Annotated in this window: 16 protein-coding genes; 13 read left to right on the forward strand and 3 right to left on the reverse strand. The window is 55.8% G+C overall.

Annotated features, from left to right (window positions below):
- Positions 1 to 370 precede the first annotated feature (370 nt).
- The gene (locus BJ887_RS00005) at positions 371 to 1,324 is read left to right on the forward strand and encodes a nickel/cobalt transporter (RefSeq protein ID WP_047355931.1); all 954 of its coding nucleotides are present in this window, start codon (positions 371 to 373) and stop codon (positions 1,322 to 1,324) included.
- 33 nt (positions 1,325 to 1,357) lie between these two features.
- Here BJ887_RS00005 and proP read toward each other — a convergent pair whose 3' ends face one another.
- Entirely contained in the window at positions 1,358 to 2,860 is a 1,503-nt protein-coding gene (gene proP, locus BJ887_RS00010) for a glycine betaine/L-proline transporter ProP (protein ID WP_020882807.1), read from the reverse strand.
- A 650-nt stretch (positions 2,861 to 3,510) separates the two neighbouring features.
- Here proP and kdgT point away from each other — a divergent pair.
- Positions 3,511 to 4,503 carry a 2-keto-3-deoxygluconate transporter gene (kdgT, locus tag BJ887_RS00015; RefSeq protein WP_121338987.1) on the forward strand — a complete coding sequence of 331 codons (993 nt, stop codon included), beginning with the start codon at positions 3,511 to 3,513 and terminating at the stop codon, positions 4,501 to 4,503.
- Between the two features lie 31 nt (positions 4,504 to 4,534).
- Here kdgT and BJ887_RS00020 read toward each other — a convergent pair whose 3' ends face one another.
- Both BJ887_RS00020 and crfC read right to left on the reverse strand, forming a co-directional pair.
- Positions 4,535 to 5,413 carry a diguanylate cyclase regulator RdcB family protein gene (locus BJ887_RS00020; protein WP_121338989.1) on the reverse strand — a complete coding sequence of 293 codons (879 nt, stop codon included), beginning with the start codon at positions 5,411 to 5,413 and terminating at the stop codon, positions 4,535 to 4,537.
- Complete coding sequence (gene crfC / locus BJ887_RS00025) at positions 5,410 to 7,764, reverse strand: clamp-binding protein CrfC (protein WP_121338991.1); 2,355 nt, start codon at positions 7,762 to 7,764, stop codon at positions 5,410 to 5,412. Before crfC ends, BJ887_RS00020 begins: the two co-directional genes overlap by 4 nt.
- A 596-nt stretch (positions 7,765 to 8,360) precedes the next feature.
- On the opposite strand from crfC, the gene BJ887_RS00030 reads away from it, so the two are divergent.
- From BJ887_RS00030 to phnK, 11 genes are all read left to right on the forward strand, one after another.
- Positions 8,361 to 8,696 (forward strand): zinc ribbon domain-containing protein YjdM, encoded by a 336-nt coding sequence (locus BJ887_RS00030; RefSeq protein ID WP_020882810.1) that lies wholly within the window; start codon positions 8,361 to 8,363, stop codon positions 8,694 to 8,696.
- An 80-nt stretch (positions 8,697 to 8,776) separates the two neighbouring features.
- On the forward strand, positions 8,777 to 9,214 hold the full coding sequence (gene yjdN / locus BJ887_RS00035) for a VOC family metalloprotein YjdN (protein ID WP_014168269.1): 438 nt from the start codon (positions 8,777 to 8,779) through the stop codon (positions 9,212 to 9,214).
- Between the two features lie 136 nt (positions 9,215 to 9,350).
- Entirely contained in the window at positions 9,351 to 10,139 is a 789-nt protein-coding gene (gene phnC / locus BJ887_RS00040) for a phosphonate ABC transporter ATP-binding protein (RefSeq protein ID WP_121338992.1), read from the forward strand.
- A gap of 24 nt (positions 10,140 to 10,163) precedes the next feature.
- Positions 10,164 to 11,180 (forward strand): phosphonate ABC transporter substrate-binding protein, encoded by a 1,017-nt coding sequence (gene phnD, locus BJ887_RS00045; protein ID WP_121338994.1) that lies wholly within the window; start codon positions 10,164 to 10,166, stop codon positions 11,178 to 11,180.
- A gap of 52 nt (positions 11,181 to 11,232) precedes the next feature.
- Positions 11,233 to 12,012, forward strand: a complete 780-nt coding sequence (phnE, locus tag BJ887_RS00050) for a phosphonate ABC transporter, permease protein PhnE (RefSeq protein WP_121338995.1) — start codon at positions 11,233 to 11,235, stop codon at positions 12,010 to 12,012.
- A gap of 20 nt (positions 12,013 to 12,032) precedes the next feature.
- Positions 12,033 to 12,758: a phosphonate metabolism transcriptional regulator PhnF gene (gene phnF, locus BJ887_RS00055; protein WP_047742390.1), complete on the forward strand. Its 726-nt coding sequence runs from the start codon at positions 12,033 to 12,035 to the stop codon at positions 12,756 to 12,758.
- Complete coding sequence (gene phnG, locus BJ887_RS00060; protein WP_121338997.1) at positions 12,759 to 13,211, forward strand: phosphonate C-P lyase system protein PhnG; 453 nt, start codon at positions 12,759 to 12,761, stop codon at positions 13,209 to 13,211.
- Entirely contained in the window at positions 13,208 to 13,792 is a 585-nt protein-coding gene (gene phnH / locus BJ887_RS00065) for a phosphonate C-P lyase system protein PhnH (protein ID WP_014168263.1), read from the forward strand. The genes phnG and phnH overlap by 4 nt, the downstream gene beginning before the upstream one ends.
- Positions 13,792 to 14,856 carry a carbon-phosphorus lyase complex subunit PhnI gene (locus BJ887_RS00070; protein ID WP_121338999.1) on the forward strand — a complete coding sequence of 355 codons (1,065 nt, stop codon included), beginning with the start codon at positions 13,792 to 13,794 and terminating at the stop codon, positions 14,854 to 14,856. Before phnH ends, BJ887_RS00070 begins: the two co-directional genes overlap by 1 nt.
- Positions 14,849 to 15,694, forward strand: coding sequence for an alpha-D-ribose 1-methylphosphonate 5-phosphate C-P-lyase PhnJ (gene phnJ / locus BJ887_RS00075; protein WP_014168261.1), 846 nt, complete (start codon positions 14,849 to 14,851; stop codon positions 15,692 to 15,694). The genes BJ887_RS00070 and phnJ overlap by 8 nt, the downstream gene beginning before the upstream one ends.
- The gene (gene phnK, locus BJ887_RS00080; RefSeq protein WP_121339001.1) at positions 15,691 to 16,446 is read left to right on the forward strand and encodes a phosphonate C-P lyase system protein PhnK; all 756 of its coding nucleotides are present in this window, start codon (positions 15,691 to 15,693) and stop codon (positions 16,444 to 16,446) included. Before phnJ ends, phnK begins: the two co-directional genes overlap by 4 nt.
- Positions 16,447 to 16,452 lie beyond the last annotated feature (6 nt).

A 16,452-nucleotide genomic window follows, 5' to 3' on the forward strand; every position in this document is an offset into this window, starting at 1 on the left:
CTGATAAATTGTTAAAGAGCAGTTGCGACGCGGCTTACAGCTCACCGTCGCGAGGTGGCGTATATTACGCTTTCCTCTTTCAGAGTCAACCCTGATGTTCAGGATTTTTTCTCTTCAACCGACCGGGTTAACTGTGAAGTGATTCACATCCGCCGTGTCGATGGAGGCGCATTATAGGGAGTTCTCTGCAGGCCGCAACCTAAAAGTTGCAAAAAGATGACTGACTGCTGTATTCCCCAGCAAAACCCCGCTTTATACCCTTTTACGCACAGACTTATCCACAATTGAGGCGGGATCTCTGTGCGATCCTACGGATTAACAGGCAAGATCAACTATACTAGCGACAAATATTCCCCCACCGGGCCACCCCATGACCACACAACAACTGACTCGTGACTGGCGTCTTCCTACAGCAGGCATCATGTTGCTGGCGATCCTCTTAGCCGGGTTTACCCTGCATACGCACTGGAACACCTTTCTTCAGTGGTGCCTTGCCACGCAAATTACCCTGCACCGTTATCTGGTGATGTACCTGCTCCAGCTTAACAACCACCAGTACAGCGGCGGGTTATGGCTATTAACCGGCGCCTTCTTCTATGGCGTGTTGCACGCCATCGGGCCGGGGCATGGGAAATTCATTGTGACGACCTACCTCACGACAAATAAAGAAAGCGAACGGGCCGCCCGGGTCGTTCCTTTTCTTGGCAGCCTGATGCAGGGCGTCAGCGCCATTCTCTTTGTCTTTATTCTGGCGGTAGGGTTTAACCTCGCATCGGGGGATATCAGTACCAGCCGCTGGTACGTCGAGAAGATAAGCGCGGTGCTCATCGGTGCATTTGGTGTATTTGTCATTTACCAGGCGCTGAAAAGCCTGCGACCTCGCCGGATGGTTATCTCAGCCATCACGCCCCTTCATCAACATAATGAACACTGTGGTTGTGGTCATCACGGTGTAGGTGCAGATCTGGCGCAAGGCGACTGGAAAACCCGGTTGGGCGTCATACTGGCGATTGGTGCGCGTCCGTGCAGCGGGGCGATCATGATCCTGATGTTTTCAAATGCGCTGGGTATTGTTACCTGGGGGATGGCCGCGGTCATGACCATGTCGCTGGGAACGGCGTTGTCGATTATGGGCCTGTCCCTGGCGGTACGTTATGCCCGAGAGCGGACAGTGGCCTGGTTTGGCGGCGGGGCTTCACTCAGCTGGCTGGTTCCGGTCTTTAAAATAGCCGGAGGAATAGTCCTGATCCTGTTCGCGACCGTGCTGTTCCTGACGGTACTCCCCATCAGCGCCAATGGCGATTACATCGCCGCAGGCTGCTAATAAAAGAAAACCCGCCAGCGGCGGGTTTTTTTATTACTCGTTGATTCGTGGATGCTGGTCCACCAGGCGGGAGCGTTTTTGCTGCAGCTCTTCAATCTCTGCATCAATGTCTTCAATCTTCTGCTCTACATTATCGTAGTGTTCGCGCAGGATCTCTTTCGCTTCCTGGATATCAGACGCCGCAGGCGTGGCCCCTTTAAGAGGACGATTCGCCGTCTCCTTCATGGTAATACCGGTAATCAAACCAATCACCGCGATAACCATCAGGTAATAAGCCGGCATCATCAGGTTCTGCGTACTTTCCACCAGAGAGGCGGCAAGCGTCGGGGTCAGACCGGCAATCAGCACCGAGATGTTAAAGGCAGCCGCCAGCGCACTGTACCGAATGTGTGTCGGGAACATCGCAGGCAGCGTCGAGGCCATCACCCCGATAAAGCAGTTGAGGATCACCGCCAGCATCAGCAGACCGGCAAAAATCAGACCCAGCACATTACTGTTAATCAGAATAAAGGCCGGGATTGCCAGGGCAAACAGCGCGACACTCCCCAGAATAATGAACGGTCGACGGCCAAAGCGGTCGCTCAACAGCCCCATAATCGGCTGCACAAACAGCATACCCACCATGATGGCGATAATAATCAGCACACCGTGGTCTTCTGAATAGTGCAGGTTATGCGACAGATAGCTCGGCATGTAGGTCAACAACATGTAGTAGGTCACGTTCGTGGAGATGACCAGACCAATACAGGTCAGCAGGCTGCGCCAGTGCTTTGTCGCAATCTCTTTAAAGGAGACTTTCGGGCCATCCTGCAGCCCTTCGCGGTCGCCCTGCTCCAGCTTCTCAACGTGCTGCTGAAACGCCGGCGTTTCTTCAAGAGCATGACGCAGGTAAAGACCGATAATCCCTAACGGCAGCGCCAGGAAGAACGGAATACGCCAGCCCCAGGAGAGGAAGTTCTCTTCACCGACGACGGTAGAAATCAGCACCACCACGCCCGCACCCAGGACAAACCCGGCAATCGAGCCGAAGTCCAGCCAGCTTCCCATAAAGCCGCGCTTACGGTCCGGGGAATACTCTGCGACAAAGATAGAGGCACCCGTATACTCACCGCCTACGGAGAAGCCCTGGGCCATCTTACAAAGCAGCAGCAGAATCGGAGCCCAAATGCCGATGCTGGCATAGGACGGTATCAGGCCGATACAGAACGTACTGATCGACATAATGACAATGGTGATAGCAAGGATCTTCTGGCGACCATATTTATCGCCAAGCATACCGAAGAACAGACCACCCAGCGGGCGAATCAGGAAGGGGACGGAGAACGTACCCAGCGCGGCAATCATCTGCAGACTGGGGTCGGCGCCGGGGAAGAACACTTTACCTAACGCATAGGCCACAAAGCCGTAAACACCAAAATCGAACCATTCCATCGCATTACCCAGCGAGGCGGCGGTGATCGCTTTGCGCAGTTTGGCGTCATCAATAATGGTGACGTCGCGAAGCGTGATGGGTTTGATTTTTTTCCTTCTGAGCATAGCTATCCTCGTAGACTCGGCCCTGTCCGTTTCACAGTCCCGTATGCGATCTGTGAACCATGGGATCCGCTCCATGCGAATCGCCTTATTCAAGCGTAGCAGGTTTACTTACATTGACGTTTTACGTCGATACAACCGAACCTGTTGACGCCTGCCTGGGCAGTTAATGACCTTTTTACCCTACCAGCGTTTATATTTGTGATCAACTTCACACATATATTTATGTTACGTCAGCTGGCTGCAGTTTTTGTCAATTAGCGCAAATCTACACGTTCTCAATCGCCATAAAAACACATCCTCACACACGTCATTATTTCCCGTACAACGGAAAATGAAACCCCATTACTTCACATCAGATTTACATAAATTCTAACCCTCCGACGCGCGTTTAAAACGTTTACGTCAATATGTGATGTAGATAACTAAAACACTGTTTTATTTTCATTGAATCATCATTCCAATGATCGCATGATAATTCCGAATACCACGTTCCCGGTGCTGTGGCACCGCGTTTACCAGGATCGCTTTTTTAGTTTTATTGCATGGGTAATGACACCATCGAACCCAAAGACATTCAATTCATTGAATTTATTGATTTATTTTTTAGTTTTTTGCCGCCCGCCATGCGGGATACGATTTGAGGGTTATCTATGAAGATTAAAGCCACGATTGAACGCATACCGGGCGGTATGATGCTGGTTCCGCTTGTACTGGGCGCTATCCTGAATACCCTGGCTCCTGAAACCGGCGCTTATTTTGGCGGGTTCACAAAAGGGATGATTACGGGCACCGTTCCCATTCTGGCCGTCTGGTTCTTTTGTATCGGCGCCTCAATTAATTTACGGGCAACAGGCACCGTATTACGGAAATCCGGCACGCTGGTGATTACGAAAATTGCCGTGGCCTGGGTAGTGGCAATGATCTGTGCGATGTTCATTCCGGAGAATGGAATACAGACCGGATTCTTCGCCGGATTATCGGTTCTGGCAATTGTCTCTGCGATGGATATGACCAACGGCGGTTTGTATGCCAGCCTGATGAACCAGTACGGCACCAAAGAAGAGTCAGGTGCATTTGTCCTGATGTCTCTGGAGTCCGGCCCGCTGATGACCATGCTGATTCTGGGCTCTGCTGGCCTGGCGTCCTTTGAACCCCACCACTTTATTGGCGCGATCCTGCCCTTCCTGATCGGTTTTGCTCTGGGTAACCTGGATCACGATCTGCGTGATTTCTTCAGCAAAGCCACGCCGGTGCTGATCCCGTTCTTCGGTTTTGCGCTGGGTAACACCATCAACCTGAATGTCATCCTCGATACGGGTCTGCTGGGTATCGTGCTGGGCGTGGCGGTTATCATCATCACCGGTATTCCGCTGATTATTGCCGACCGGGTCATTGGGGGAGGAAACGGAACGGCGGGGATCGCCGCCTCTTCAGCCGCAGGTGCAGCCGTGGCCAACCCGGTAATCATTGCGCAGATTAACCCGGCTTTTGAACCGGTGGCCGCGTCCGCGACGGCACTGGTTGCAGCCAGCGTGATTGTAACTGCGATTCTGGTTCCCATCATCACCGCTCTGTACGCAAAACGCGTCGGACATGTTGCTGAGGTTCAGACAGAGCCTAATCCTGTTGAAACACACCATTAACCGGTGCCCCCCTCCCGGTGAGAGGGGGATTTCAGCCACCAAAAATCTCTTCCACCATCCCATCCACAAGCCGTTTTGCCGAGCACAGCCTCGGCATACCCAGCGCGACAGTGTGCCAGCTTTGCGTCACCGACCAGCTCACCGGATGGTTATCCGCCTGACACCAGTCGCCCAGCCAGCCGAGCATGTCTTTATGATCTATCAGTCCCGGCGATGCGGGCGTTGTCAGCCACTGATGGTAGAAATGGCGGGTGGAAGGAGAAGCGTTGATGCCCTGCGCAAGATAGTTTGCCGCCATACTGCGTAAGTTATCCTTGAGCATCGCCGCCACGTCTTCATTCGCCAGGCGACAGGCATCACCAAATGCACCCCAGCGCAGCTCTTCCAGGACGACATAGCAACGCCCGGCCAGCGACCAGCCATCGTAGTGACCGGCTCGCCAGCGGGTAAAAATTTGTTCGCTGTGCTCACCCGCCTGCACCGTCAGCCCTCGCTGGGAGAGCGCCTTCTCTTTATAGGCGGCTCGTTGCGTAAAATGAGCGGAAAGCTCAGCGTACTGCTGAATCAGGCCGGGCGATTGCTGGGCCCGCGGGTTAGTCTGCTGACGCAGCGCAATCAATTTGTCTGCCATCAGCGTCAGCGCAAGGTGCCCGGGGTCAAGCATACCGGCCAGCTTTTCCGCCAGCCCCAGGCGCAGCGCCGCATTTTCATTAAGCATACCCGCCATCGCCCAGGGCCGCAGCCGGGTATGCGCCATGATCTCCTGGGTCAAACGCTCACGAAACTGCAGCTGTTGTGGTCCCGGGTGGGGATGACGCGCCGCGTCTACCCCCTGAACCAGATCGACCATAAATTTTGGATGAATACACTCCAGCGTTCGCCCGGGGCCGTCCAGTAGTTGTGTTGTCATGGTTGTTCTGCCGCGAATAGGGTTTGAATATCATCGCGTAACAGTCGGGTATCTTCCTGTATCCACGTCGCAGTCGTGATACTTTGCTTTAACAGCTGGCTGAGCGCTCGGGTCGAATGCTCATTTTGCTGACGTACTGCGAGGCTATCACGCAAACTTTCCTGTAACCCGGTCAGGCATAACGAAAATTCCGCAAAGAACGTTGCCATCCCCGCCGTAACAGAGACATCGACCTGGGCGGTCAAAGCTTTACGGATTTGTTCACAGAACTGATCGATATGCTGCTTGAATTTTTCATGCAGCTGTTCAATATCAATGACATAGCGTGTGCGTGCGACAACATAATCTTCCCAGCCCCAGCCCGGGTTATTCAGCCAGCGAGAGACGGTTTCACGCATGCTCGCCGCGCCCGCTGGCTGGCCTGCCGGGCGGTGATCCTGCGCAATCGCATCGTTAAACAGCGCCCGGGTGTTGAAGTTAAGTTGATGCGCCTGAAAGGCCGGGAAGCTTATCCGCGCGCGAAAACCCGCATGGCTGAGTTGTTCTTTAATACGCGTTTCGATTGGCCGCATGGCTTCATTCAGCGAGCGCGCCAGCGTCGACTCCAGTTGATCGAAGCGTAACGCCAGCTCCCGGCCGATCTTCGTCTGCGCATCCAGCATGATCAGCTCGCAGGAGGAGCGGATTTTACTCAGCGCAATTTGCGCCTGTCCTTCATCATCCAGTACCAGCTGTTTCAGCGCCTGCGGCTCGTCACGGCGAAGATCCCGCGGTTCGATGCCAGCCAGGTCGAGAACAGAGCGGGCGCTAAACACATGGCTAATCGCCTGCTGGAGTGAAGTATTCTGCGATATCATAAAGTCAGCGGTGGCGTTAAGCGCCTGCTCCACTTCATGCTTCACTTCGTCGCTCACCACGCGCTGACGCGTATGCAGCAGGGCCATGTCCTCTTCCAGGCGCGCGATATTCAATTCCAGCGCCTCAAAAGCTACCGTCAGCCCCTGGTAGCGGAAGTCCAGGTACTCCCGGGCATTTTGGGCGTAGTTAAGCAGCTTATGCGACGCCGAACGCAGGGCGAAGAGCGATGCATTGGCATAGGCGGCATAAATAAGCTTGCGGATCGGCTGTTCAAATAACGAATCTTCCCACAGCAAATCGGCCGCATGACGAATATGGTCGATGTCGTCCAAATCCTCCGTACGCCAGCGGCGTCCCAGCGCGGCTTCGGCAAAATCCTGAACCCAGCGCTGCTCCTTGTGATCCGGTAGCTGACCGTGGGTAGTCATCTCATAACGGGCGCGGTTCGCCAGATACGCCCACATCGACGAAACGGGATAAATTTGCCCCGGCGAAATATTCCCTTTCATTAAGGTGCCGGAGATCATCGCTTTAACCTGTTCTTCATCGTCGCTGTTACGATCTTTCTGATCGAATTTATTGACCAGCGCATACAGCGGCACCGATTTACCGGCGACTGAAATGGCCTGCCGGACCTCGTGATCGGAAATCGATTTGAGCTGGGTGTAATCCATCACCGCCAGCACCGCCGACGCGCGGGATAACTGCTCGCTCAGCATTTTTTGCAGATGCGGTTGCCCGGCCTCATTCGGCCCGGGGGTATCAAGCAGCGTCAGTTGCCCAAGGTGGGCATCCAGACCCGCGAGATGCACGAACTCCACTTCAATCACCGGAATGTGTTCGATGGCCGCATATTCAGAGAACGGGAACTCGACGCCCAACGCCTGTGAGAGCCTCACCAGATCGTTAAGGCTTTTCAGACAATGAAATATCGGCTGCGCACCAAGGTGATGCTTCTCGAAAGCCTCCCCTTTTTCAATTCTTTCCAGCAGCGTAATCATGTCCTTATCAATTTCCAGACGCTGCGCCAGCTTACCGCGATCGTAATCGCAGAGCTTTTTCTGTAACAGGAGGATTAATTCATCGATAGGAGAGACGTGAGCAAAATGGAGCACCGGCTCTTTCTGACCCGGCGTATGACGGATCAATGTCGGAAGCGCCGTCATCGGTCGGTTGCGGTTCGGCAACACTTCGGTTCCGACAATGGCATTAATGGTGGTCGATTTCCCCGCTTTCATGGTGCCCACAATTGCCAGCACCATTTCCAGACGGGTTATTTTCCGTAATTCATTATTCAGCATAGCCTGCTGGGCTTCGACACCCCGCGCACTAAAATGCAAAGGTAAGACGTTGTTCTTTTCACCCGTAATGGCTGCGGCGGTGCTTTCTAGCTTCGCCGTCGGCATTGATTTCAACGTATCAAGATTTTGCAGGGCGAGCTGTAACAAACGCTCTGCTTCCTGGCTTAATTCAAAAATGGTCTGTGTGTGCATGATAAAAGCCTTTCCTTAACGCAAATTTATTACTTTTATTAAGCCACTGGTTTTAATTATGTTGTTCAGGCTTATATGATCACGTGTGGAAAACATGTTCACCGAAATATAACTGATTGAAGATAATCAGAAATAAATCGCTATCCTTGCATGGCGTGTAAAGCTTCCCCTCTGGCATGACAGCCAAAAGATAAAAGCCTGGCCCATTTTTAAGAAACTTCAGGATATATCATCATTATTTACCCACCTAAAAAGAGAGGTAATGCGTCACCGCCATAAGATATGGATGACGGGGAAGTCAGGAGATAAATAACAATGTGTCGCTTCACCTTATCCGAAATGGAGGTGCGTAGCAATTTGCTGCAATAAAATATTCGATATATTTACTGCCATTTCTTTCCACCGTGTTAATGCCGTAAGCATCGCTTAACTGACTGACAGGAAATGTCACTGGCGACACGCTTTTTGCTTTTTTTTTAAATAGAATATCACCGACAACGGTGTGGATTTGCGTTATACTTGCCCCCTTTTTCGGCACCCAGCCGTCATTTTGCTGGCACTTTCCAGCGTGTTACGCACTTTTTGAGGATACCCTAATGCAACTCCCACACTGCCCGAAATGCAATTCTGAATACACCTATGAAGATAATGGCATGTTCATCTGCCCGGAATGCGCTCACGAATGGAATGACGCCGAGCCGTCGCACGATACTGATACGCTTGTTGTAAAAGATGCGAACGGTAATCTGCTGGCTGATGGCGACAGCGTCACCGTGATTAAAGATTTGAAGGTTAAAGGCAGCTCTTCCATGCTGAAGATCGGCACTAAAGTGAAGAATATCCGTCTGGTAGAAGGCGACCATAATATTGACTGCAAAATTGACGGCTTTGGCCCGATGAAACTGAAATCAGAGTTTGTGAAAAAGAACTGATTTACCCGCCCGGTGGCGCTTCGCTTACCGGGCTGGCGAGAACTACACTTAACGGGCTCTTCTTACGTGAGGTATAGATTATGCCGTTAAGTCCCTACATCTCTTTCGCCGGTAACTGTGCCGAGGCCTCCGCCTTTTATCAGCACGCCGTCGGCGCAGAGCTCCTCTATAAAATCACCTTCGGTGAAATGCCAAAAGGCGACAGCAGCGAAGAAGGCTGTCCGTCTGGCATGCAGTTTCCGGATTCGGCGATCGCCCACTCGAATGTTCGCATTGCGGGCAGCGATATCATGATGAGTGATGGGCAGCCGCCCGGCAGCAAAGCGCAGTATGCCGGGTTCACGCTGGTGCTGGACACCCAGGACGTGGCGGAAGGCAAACGCTGGTTCGACAATCTGGCCGCGGAAGGCCATATCGAAATGGCCTGGCAGGAGACCTTCTGGGCGCACGGTTTCGGTAAAGTCACCGACAAATACGGCGTGCCGTGGATGATTAACGTCGTTAAGCAACAGCAGTGATCTTCTGGCGGTGGGCAGTCTGCCCCCGCCTGTCATCAAACTCCCCTCAACTCTTCAAACTCCCGCAACCGAGACTTAACCCAAATGTCATATTGATGCGCCAGCATGAGGCCACATTTATTGTGAGGCCCAGCATATGCAAACTGTTATCCGCGTCGAGAAACTGAGCAAGACCTTTCATCACAACAAGGCCCTGCATGCCGTTGATCTGACCGTCCAGCAGGGCGAAATGGTGGCGCTCCTGGGGCCATCCGGCTCTGGTAAATCCACCCTTATGCGTCATTTAAGCGGCCTTATCACCTGTGATAAGACCTCAGAAAGCCACGTCGAGCTGCTGGGCAACACCGTACAGCGTGCAGGACGCCTGGCGCGGGATATCCGCAAAAGCCGCGCCCAGACGGGCTATATCTTCCAGCAGTTCAACCTGGTCAATCGCCTGACGGTACTGGAGAACGTGCTGATTGGCGCGATCGGCAGCACCCCGTTCTGGCGCACCTGTCTGCGCTGGTTCTCCCCCTCTCAAAAGCAGGAAGCGTTGCAGGCGCTGACCCGCGTCGGAATGGCGCATTTCGCCCACCAGCGCGTCTCCACACTTTCCGGTGGACAGCAGCAGCGCGTGGCTATCGCCCGTGCCCTGATGCAAAAAGCGCAAATCATTCTTGCCGATGAACCCATTGCCTCGCTGGACCCGGAATCGGCTCGCATCGTGATGGAAACCCTGCGCGACATCAACCTCAACGACGGCATCACCGTGGTGGTGACGTTGCACCAGGTGGACTACGCCCTGCGCTATTGCGAGCGCATCGTCGCGTTGCGTCAGGGGCATGTGTTCTTTGATGGCCCAAGCCATCAGTTTGATAACGACCGTTTCGACCATCTCTATCGCAGCATTAACCGCGTCGAAGAGAACGCGCAGGCTGCTTAATTAAAACCGATCCGAGGAAAGTACATGAGCTACAAAGCCGTTGCCGCGCTGGCGTTTACCAGCATGTTCAGCATAAGCACTCTGTTAAGCCCTGCGTACGCCCAGGAGCAGGAAAAAGCGCTGAACTTTGGCATTATTTCGACGGAATCACAGCAGAACCTGAAACCTCAGTGGGAACCGTTCCTGAAAGATATGGAAACCAAACTGGGGATCAAAGTGAACGCCTTCTTCGCCCCGGACTATGCGGGCATCATCCAGGGGATGCGCTTTAACAAAGTCGACATCGCCTGGTACGGCAACCTCTCCGCCATGGAAGCGGTGGATCGCGCGAACGGCCAGGTCTTTGCCCAGACCGTTGCCGCGGATGGCTCTCCGGGTTACTGGAGCGTGCTGATCGTCAATAAAGACAGCCCCATCAACAACCTGAACGACATGCTCGCCAAACGTAAAGAGCTGACGTTTGGTAACGGCGATCCCAACTCCACCTCTGGTTTCCTGGTGCCGGGCTATTACGTCTTTGCTAAAAACAACGCCTCTGCCAGCGAGTTTAAGCGCACCGTGAACGCCAGCCATGAAACCAACGCGCTGGCCGTGGCCAATAAGCAGGTGGATGTCGCCACGAATAACACCGAGAACCTCGACAAGCTGAAAACCTCGGCACCGGACAAGCTGAAAGCGCTGAAGGTTATCTGGAAATCCCCTCTGATCCCGGGCGACCCCATCGTCTGGCGCAAAAACCTGTCTGAGACCACCAAAGACAAGGTGTACGACTTCTTTATGAATTACGGCAAAACGCCGGAAGAAAAAACGGTTCTGGAACGTCTGGGCTGGGCACCTTTCCGCCCGTCAAGCGACCTGCAGCTGGTCCCGATTCGCCAGCTGGCGCTGTTTAAAGAGATGCAGGTCGTGAAGGACAACAAGGGTCTGAAGGAGGAGGAGAAGAGCAGCAAAGTGGCTGCGATTCAGGCTCAGCTCGAAGACCTTGACCGCCTGACCGCGGCGCTCGGCGCCATGAGCAGCGTGAATAAAGCGGTGCAATAACGCTTACCGCCCTCTCCCGGTGGGAGAGGGCATTCAGACCAAAGGGGCACACATGCAAACCATCACCCTCCCACCGCCGAAACGCAGCTGGTTCTCGCTTTTTAGCTGGGCCATTTTGCTTGCGGTGCTCGTTATCTCCTGGCAGGGCGCGGAAATGGATCCGCTGCTGCTGTTTAAAGATGCCGGCAATATGGCCACTTTTGCCGCCGACTTCTTCCCGCCTGATTTCAGCCAGTGGCAGGATTACCTCAGCGAAATGGCGGTCACTCTGCAAATCGCCGTCTGGGGCACCGTCCTGGCCGTCATCCTTTCTGTTCCGTTCGGCCTGATGAGCGCCGAGAACATCGTTCCGTGGTGGATTTACCAGCCGATGCGTCGCCTGATGGACGCCTGCCGCGCCATCAACGAAATGGTCTTTGCCATGCTGTTCGTGGTGGCCGTCGGCCTGGGTCCGTTCGCCGGGGTGATGGCGCTGTTTATTCATACCACCGGCGTGCTCTCCAAGCTGCTCTCCGAGGCGGTGGAAGCTATCGAGCCGGGCCCGGTCGAAGGCATCCGCGCAACGGGTGCCAACAAAATTGAAGAGATTCTCTTCGGCGTACTGCCCCAGGTGATGCCGCTGCTGATCTCCTTCTCCCTGTACCGTTTCGAATCCAACGTTCGTTCCGCCACCGTCGTCGGCATGGTGGGCGCAGGCGGTATTGGCGTCACGCTGTGGGAAGCGATTCGCGGGTTCCAGTTCCAGCAAACCTGCGCCCTGATGGTGCTCATTATCATCACCGTCAGCCTGCTGGATTTTATGTCTCAACGTTTGCGTAAGCACTTCATCTGAGAAGCGAGGCTTTGATTTGTATGCACTTATCCAGACATCCGACCAGTTACCCCACCCGCTGGCAAGAGATAGCGGCAAAGCTCGAGGTGGAACTTCGCACCCACTACCGCTGCGGAGACTACCTGCCTGCCGAGCAGCAGCTTGCCGACCGCTACGAAGTGAACCGACACACGCTGCGCCGCGCCATTGATCAGCTGGTCGAGCGCGGCTGGGTGCAGCGACGTCAGGGCGTCGGCGTGCTGGTGTTGATGCGCCCGTTTGACTATCCGCTCAATGCGCAGGCGCGTTTTAGCCAGAACCTGCTGGATCAGGGCAGCCACCCGACCAGCGAAAAACTGCTGTCGGTGCTGCGCCCGGCCTCAAGCCACGTCGCGGACGCGCTGGGCATTCAGGAGGGCGACAATGTCATCCACCTGCGTACCCTGCGTCGGGTCAACGGCGTGGCGGTGTGCCAGATAGACCACTACTTCGCCGACCTGGCGCTGTGGCCGGTGCTGCAAAATTTCTCCAGCGGCTCGCTGCATGATTTTCTTCAGGATGCCACGGGCATCTCGCTTAAACGTACCCAGACGCGCATCAGCGCCCGCCGCGCGCAGGCCAAAGAGAGCAACGTGCTGGAGATCCCCAACATGGCTCCGCTGCTCTGCGTACGTACCCTCAACCACCGTGACGGCGAAATAGACGCGACGGAATACTCCGTCAGCCTGACCCGCGCCGACATGATCGAATTCACCATGGAGCACTGAATGCATTTCGACACCTCCACCCGCCAGCGCTGGATGGGCGTTCTGGCGCACAGCCAGCCCGCTGCGCTTTCGGACCGCATACAGGCGCTGAATCTGACGCCGGAATATGACCTCATCCGCGCGCCGGAAATCGGTCTGGTGCAGATCCAGGCACGTATGGGCGGTACCGGTGAGCGTTTCTTCGCCGGCGATGCCACCCTCACCCGCGCAGTGATCCGCCTGAACAGCGGCACGCTGGGCTACAGCTACGTGCTCGGGCGCGACAAACCACACGCCGAACGCTGCGCGGTGATTGACGCCCTGTTACAGGAACACCCTCATTTCCAGACCCTGATGGAAACCCTTATTGCCCCGCTGGAAGCCGACCGTGCTGCACTGATTGCCGCCCGCCAGGCCCAGATAAACACCAGCCGGGTCGACTTCTTTACGCTCGTTCGCGGAGATAACGCATGACGCTTCAACCCGCTTTTACCCTGGCCGTCCAGGATGCCCAACAAAGTTTTCGTCGCCTGCTGAAAGCCATGAGCGAGCCGGGCGTCATCGTCTCGCTGCATCAGCTCTCTCAGGGCTGGCTGCCGCTGAATCTGGCGACCACCAGCGTACTGCTGACGCTCGCCGACAACGACACCCCGGTGTGGCTCTCTGGCGCGTTATCGAATGATATCGCCAGCCAGAACCTGCGCTTTCACACCAACGCCCCGCTGGTTGAACAGCCCCGGCAGGCGGTGTTTGCCGTGGCCGACGAGCAAATCAGCCACGAGCAGCTTAATGCCCTGAGCGAAGGAAGCGCGGTGGCACCGGAGACCAGCGCCACGCTGATTTTGCAGGTATCAAGCCTGAGCGGTGGCCGCATGCTGCGCCTCACGGGGGCGGGTATTGCCGAAGAGCGCATGGTCGCGCCACAGCTGCCGGAGTGCATCATTCATGAACTGACCGAACGCCCGCATCCGTTCCCACTCGGTATTGACCTGATCCTCACCTGCGGAGAACGCCTGCTGGCCATCCCTCGTACCACTCATGTGGAGGTGTGCTGATGTACGTTGCCGTCAAAGGGGGCGAGAAGGCTATCGCCGCCGCCCATGCCTTGCAGGCGCACAGACGACGGGGTGATGACGCGCTTCCCGAGCTCAGCGTCACCCAGATTGAGCAACAGCTCAATCTGGCCGTCGACCGGGTAATGACTGAAGGCGGCGTCGCTGATCGCGAACTGGCGGCGCTGGCGCTGAAACAGGCCAGCGGCGACAACGTCGAAGCCATCTTCCTGCTGCGCGCTTATCGCACCACACTGGCGAAACTGGCGGTGAGCGAACCGATCAATACGGCAGAAATGCGTCTGGAACGTCGTATTTCGGCGGTCTATAAAGACATCCCCGGTGGCCAGCTGCTTGGGCCCACCTATGACTACACCCACCGTCTGCTGGATTTCACCCTGCTGGCGAACGGCGAAACGCCCCAGCTGAGCACCACGGATGCAGAGCAGGTTCCCTCCCCGCACGTTTTTAGCCTGCTGGCGAAACAGGGTCTGGCGAAGGCCGAAGACGATACTGGCGCGCAACCTGACGACATCACCCGCACGCCGCCGGTTTACCCCTGTTCACGCTCGTCGCGCCTGCAGCAGCTGATGCGCGGCGACGAGGGGTATTTACTGGCGCTGGCCTACTCCACCCAGCGTGGCTACGGCCGCAACCATCCGTTCGCGGCGGAGATTCGTAGCGGCTACCTTAACGTCGAGATCGTGCCCGAAGAGCTGGGTTTTGCGGTGAACATCGGCGAACTGCTCATGACCGAATGCGAAATGGTGAATGGATTTGTCGCCCCCGAGAACGAGGCCCCGCATTTTACCCGCGGTTATGGGCTGGTGTTCGGCATGAGTGAGCGCAAGGCAATGGCGATGGCGCTGGTCGACCGTGCCCTGCAGGCACCGGACTACGGCGAAGTGGTCTCCGGCCCGGCGCAGGACGAGGAGTTCGTGCTGGCCCATGCGGATAACGTCGAGGCCGCGGGCTTCGTTTCCCACCTCAAGCTGCCGCACTACGTCGATTTCCAGGCCGAACTGGAACTGCTGAAACGCCTGCAACGGGAGCGCGCACATGACTAACTTAAGCGGCTACAACTTTGCTTATCTGGATGAACAAACCAAACGCATGATCCGCCGCGCCATTTTGAAAGCGGTGGCTATCCCCGGTTATCAGGTGCCGTTCGGCGGCCGCGAAATGCCCATGCCTTACGGCTGGGGTACCGGCGGCATTCAGCTGACCGCCAGCGTCATTGGCGAGTCGGACGTGCTGAAGGTCATCGACCAGGGGGCTGATGACACCACCAACGCCGTGTCGATTCGCCAGTTCTTTCAACGCGTGACGGGCGTCAATACCACCGAAAAAACCGAAGATGCGACGCTGATCCAGACCCGTCACCGCATTCCGGAAACGCCGCTGACGGAAGATCAGATTTTGATTTTTCAGGTGCCTATTCCGGAGCCCCTGCGCTTTATCGAGCCGCGTGAAACGGAAACCCGCACCATGCACGCCCTGGAAGAGTACGGCGTCATGCAGGTGAAGTTATATGAGGATATCGCCCGCTTCGGCCATATCGCCACAACCTACGCCTATCCGGTCAAGGTCAATGGACGCTACGTGATGGACCCGTCCCCCATCCCCAAATTCGACAACCCGAAGATGGACATGATGCCTGCCCTGCAGCTGTTTGGTGCCGGGCGTGAAAAACGCATCTACGCCGTACCGCCTTACACCCGTGTGGAGAGTCTCGATTTCGACGACCACCCGTTTACGGTGCAGGAGTGGGACGAGCCGTGCGCCATTTGCGGCTCAAAACACAGCTATCTGGACGAAGTGGTGCTGGATGACACGGGCAAACGGATGTTTGTCTGCTCCGACACCGACTTCTGCCGCCAACAGAGCGAGGCGAAAAGCCAATGAAACCGCTGCTTTCGGTTAATAACCTGACCCACCTTTACGCGCCGGGCAAAGGCTTCAGCGACGTCTCGTTTGAGCTGTGGCCAGGCGAGGTGCTGGGCATTGTCGGCGAGTCCGGCTCGGGCAAAACCACCCTGCTGAAATCTATCTCTGCACGACTGACGCCGCAAAATGGCGACATTTTATATGAGCGCCGGTCGCTGTACGGCATGAGCGAGGCCGAACGCCGTCGCCTGCTGCGCACCGAATGGGGCGTGGTGCATCAACATCCCATGGACGGCCTGCGCCGGCAGGTCTCGGCCGGAGGCAATATCGGTGAAAGGCTGATGGCCACCGGCGCACGCCATTACGGCAACATCCGCGCCACGGCACAGCAATGGCTGAGCGATGTGGAGATCCCCACCTCGCGCATTGATGACCTGCCCACCACCTTCTCCGGCGGTATGCAGCAGCGCCTGCAGATTGCCCGCAATCTCGTCACTCACCCGAAGCTGGTGTTTATGGACGAACCCACCGGTGGGCTGGACGTCTCCGTTCAGGCGCGTCTGCTCGACCTGCTGCGCGGCCTGGTGGTGGAACTGAACCTGGCCGTGGTGATTGTCACCCATGATTTAGGCGTTGCCCGCCTGCTGGCGGACCGTCTTCTGGTGATGAAGCAGGGTCAGGTGGTGGAAAGTGGGTTGACCGACCGCGTACTCGACGATCCCCATCATCCGTACACCCAGCTGCTGGTGTCATCGGTATTGCAGAATTAAGAGGCC

The sequence above is a fragment of the Enterobacter sp. WPR_3_1 genome (assembly GCF_003635055.1).
Taxonomy (GTDB): Bacteria; Pseudomonadota; Gammaproteobacteria; order Enterobacterales; family Enterobacteriaceae; genus Enterobacter; species Enterobacter ludwigii.

Bases quoted from the DNA above. Each gene is read 5' to 3' on its own strand.
- BJ887_RS00005 (WP_047355931.1), top strand. From the start codon at position 371: ATGACCACACAACAACTGACTCGTGACTGGCGTCTTCCTACAGCAGGC.
- proP (WP_020882807.1), bottom strand. From the start codon at position 2,860: ATGCTCAGAAGGAAAAAAATCAAACCCATCACGCTTCGCGACGTCACC.
- kdgT (WP_121338987.1), top strand. From the start codon at position 3,511: ATGAAGATTAAAGCCACGATTGAACGCATACCGGGCGGTATGATGCTG.
- BJ887_RS00020 (WP_121338989.1), bottom strand. From the start codon at position 5,413: ATGACAACACAACTACTGGACGGCCCCGGGCGAACGCTGGAGTGTATT.
- crfC (WP_121338991.1), bottom strand. From the start codon at position 7,764: ATGCACACACAGACCATTTTTGAATTAAGCCAGGAAGCAGAGCGTTTG.
- BJ887_RS00030 (WP_020882810.1), top strand. From the start codon at position 8,361: ATGCAACTCCCACACTGCCCGAAATGCAATTCTGAATACACCTATGAA.
- yjdN (WP_014168269.1), top strand. From the start codon at position 8,777: ATGCCGTTAAGTCCCTACATCTCTTTCGCCGGTAACTGTGCCGAGGCC.
- phnC (WP_121338992.1), top strand. From the start codon at position 9,351: ATGCAAACTGTTATCCGCGTCGAGAAACTGAGCAAGACCTTTCATCAC.
- phnD (WP_121338994.1), top strand. From the start codon at position 10,164: ATGAGCTACAAAGCCGTTGCCGCGCTGGCGTTTACCAGCATGTTCAGC.
- phnE (WP_121338995.1), top strand. From the start codon at position 11,233: ATGCAAACCATCACCCTCCCACCGCCGAAACGCAGCTGGTTCTCGCTT.
- phnF (WP_047742390.1), top strand. From the start codon at position 12,033: ATGCACTTATCCAGACATCCGACCAGTTACCCCACCCGCTGGCAAGAG.
- phnG (WP_121338997.1), top strand. From the start codon at position 12,759: ATGCATTTCGACACCTCCACCCGCCAGCGCTGGATGGGCGTTCTGGCG.
- phnH (WP_014168263.1), top strand. From the start codon at position 13,208: ATGACGCTTCAACCCGCTTTTACCCTGGCCGTCCAGGATGCCCAACAA.
- BJ887_RS00070 (WP_121338999.1), top strand. From the start codon at position 13,792: ATGTACGTTGCCGTCAAAGGGGGCGAGAAGGCTATCGCCGCCGCCCAT.
- phnJ (WP_014168261.1), top strand. From the start codon at position 14,849: ATGACTAACTTAAGCGGCTACAACTTTGCTTATCTGGATGAACAAACC.
- phnK (WP_121339001.1), top strand. From the start codon at position 15,691: ATGAAACCGCTGCTTTCGGTTAATAACCTGACCCACCTTTACGCGCCG.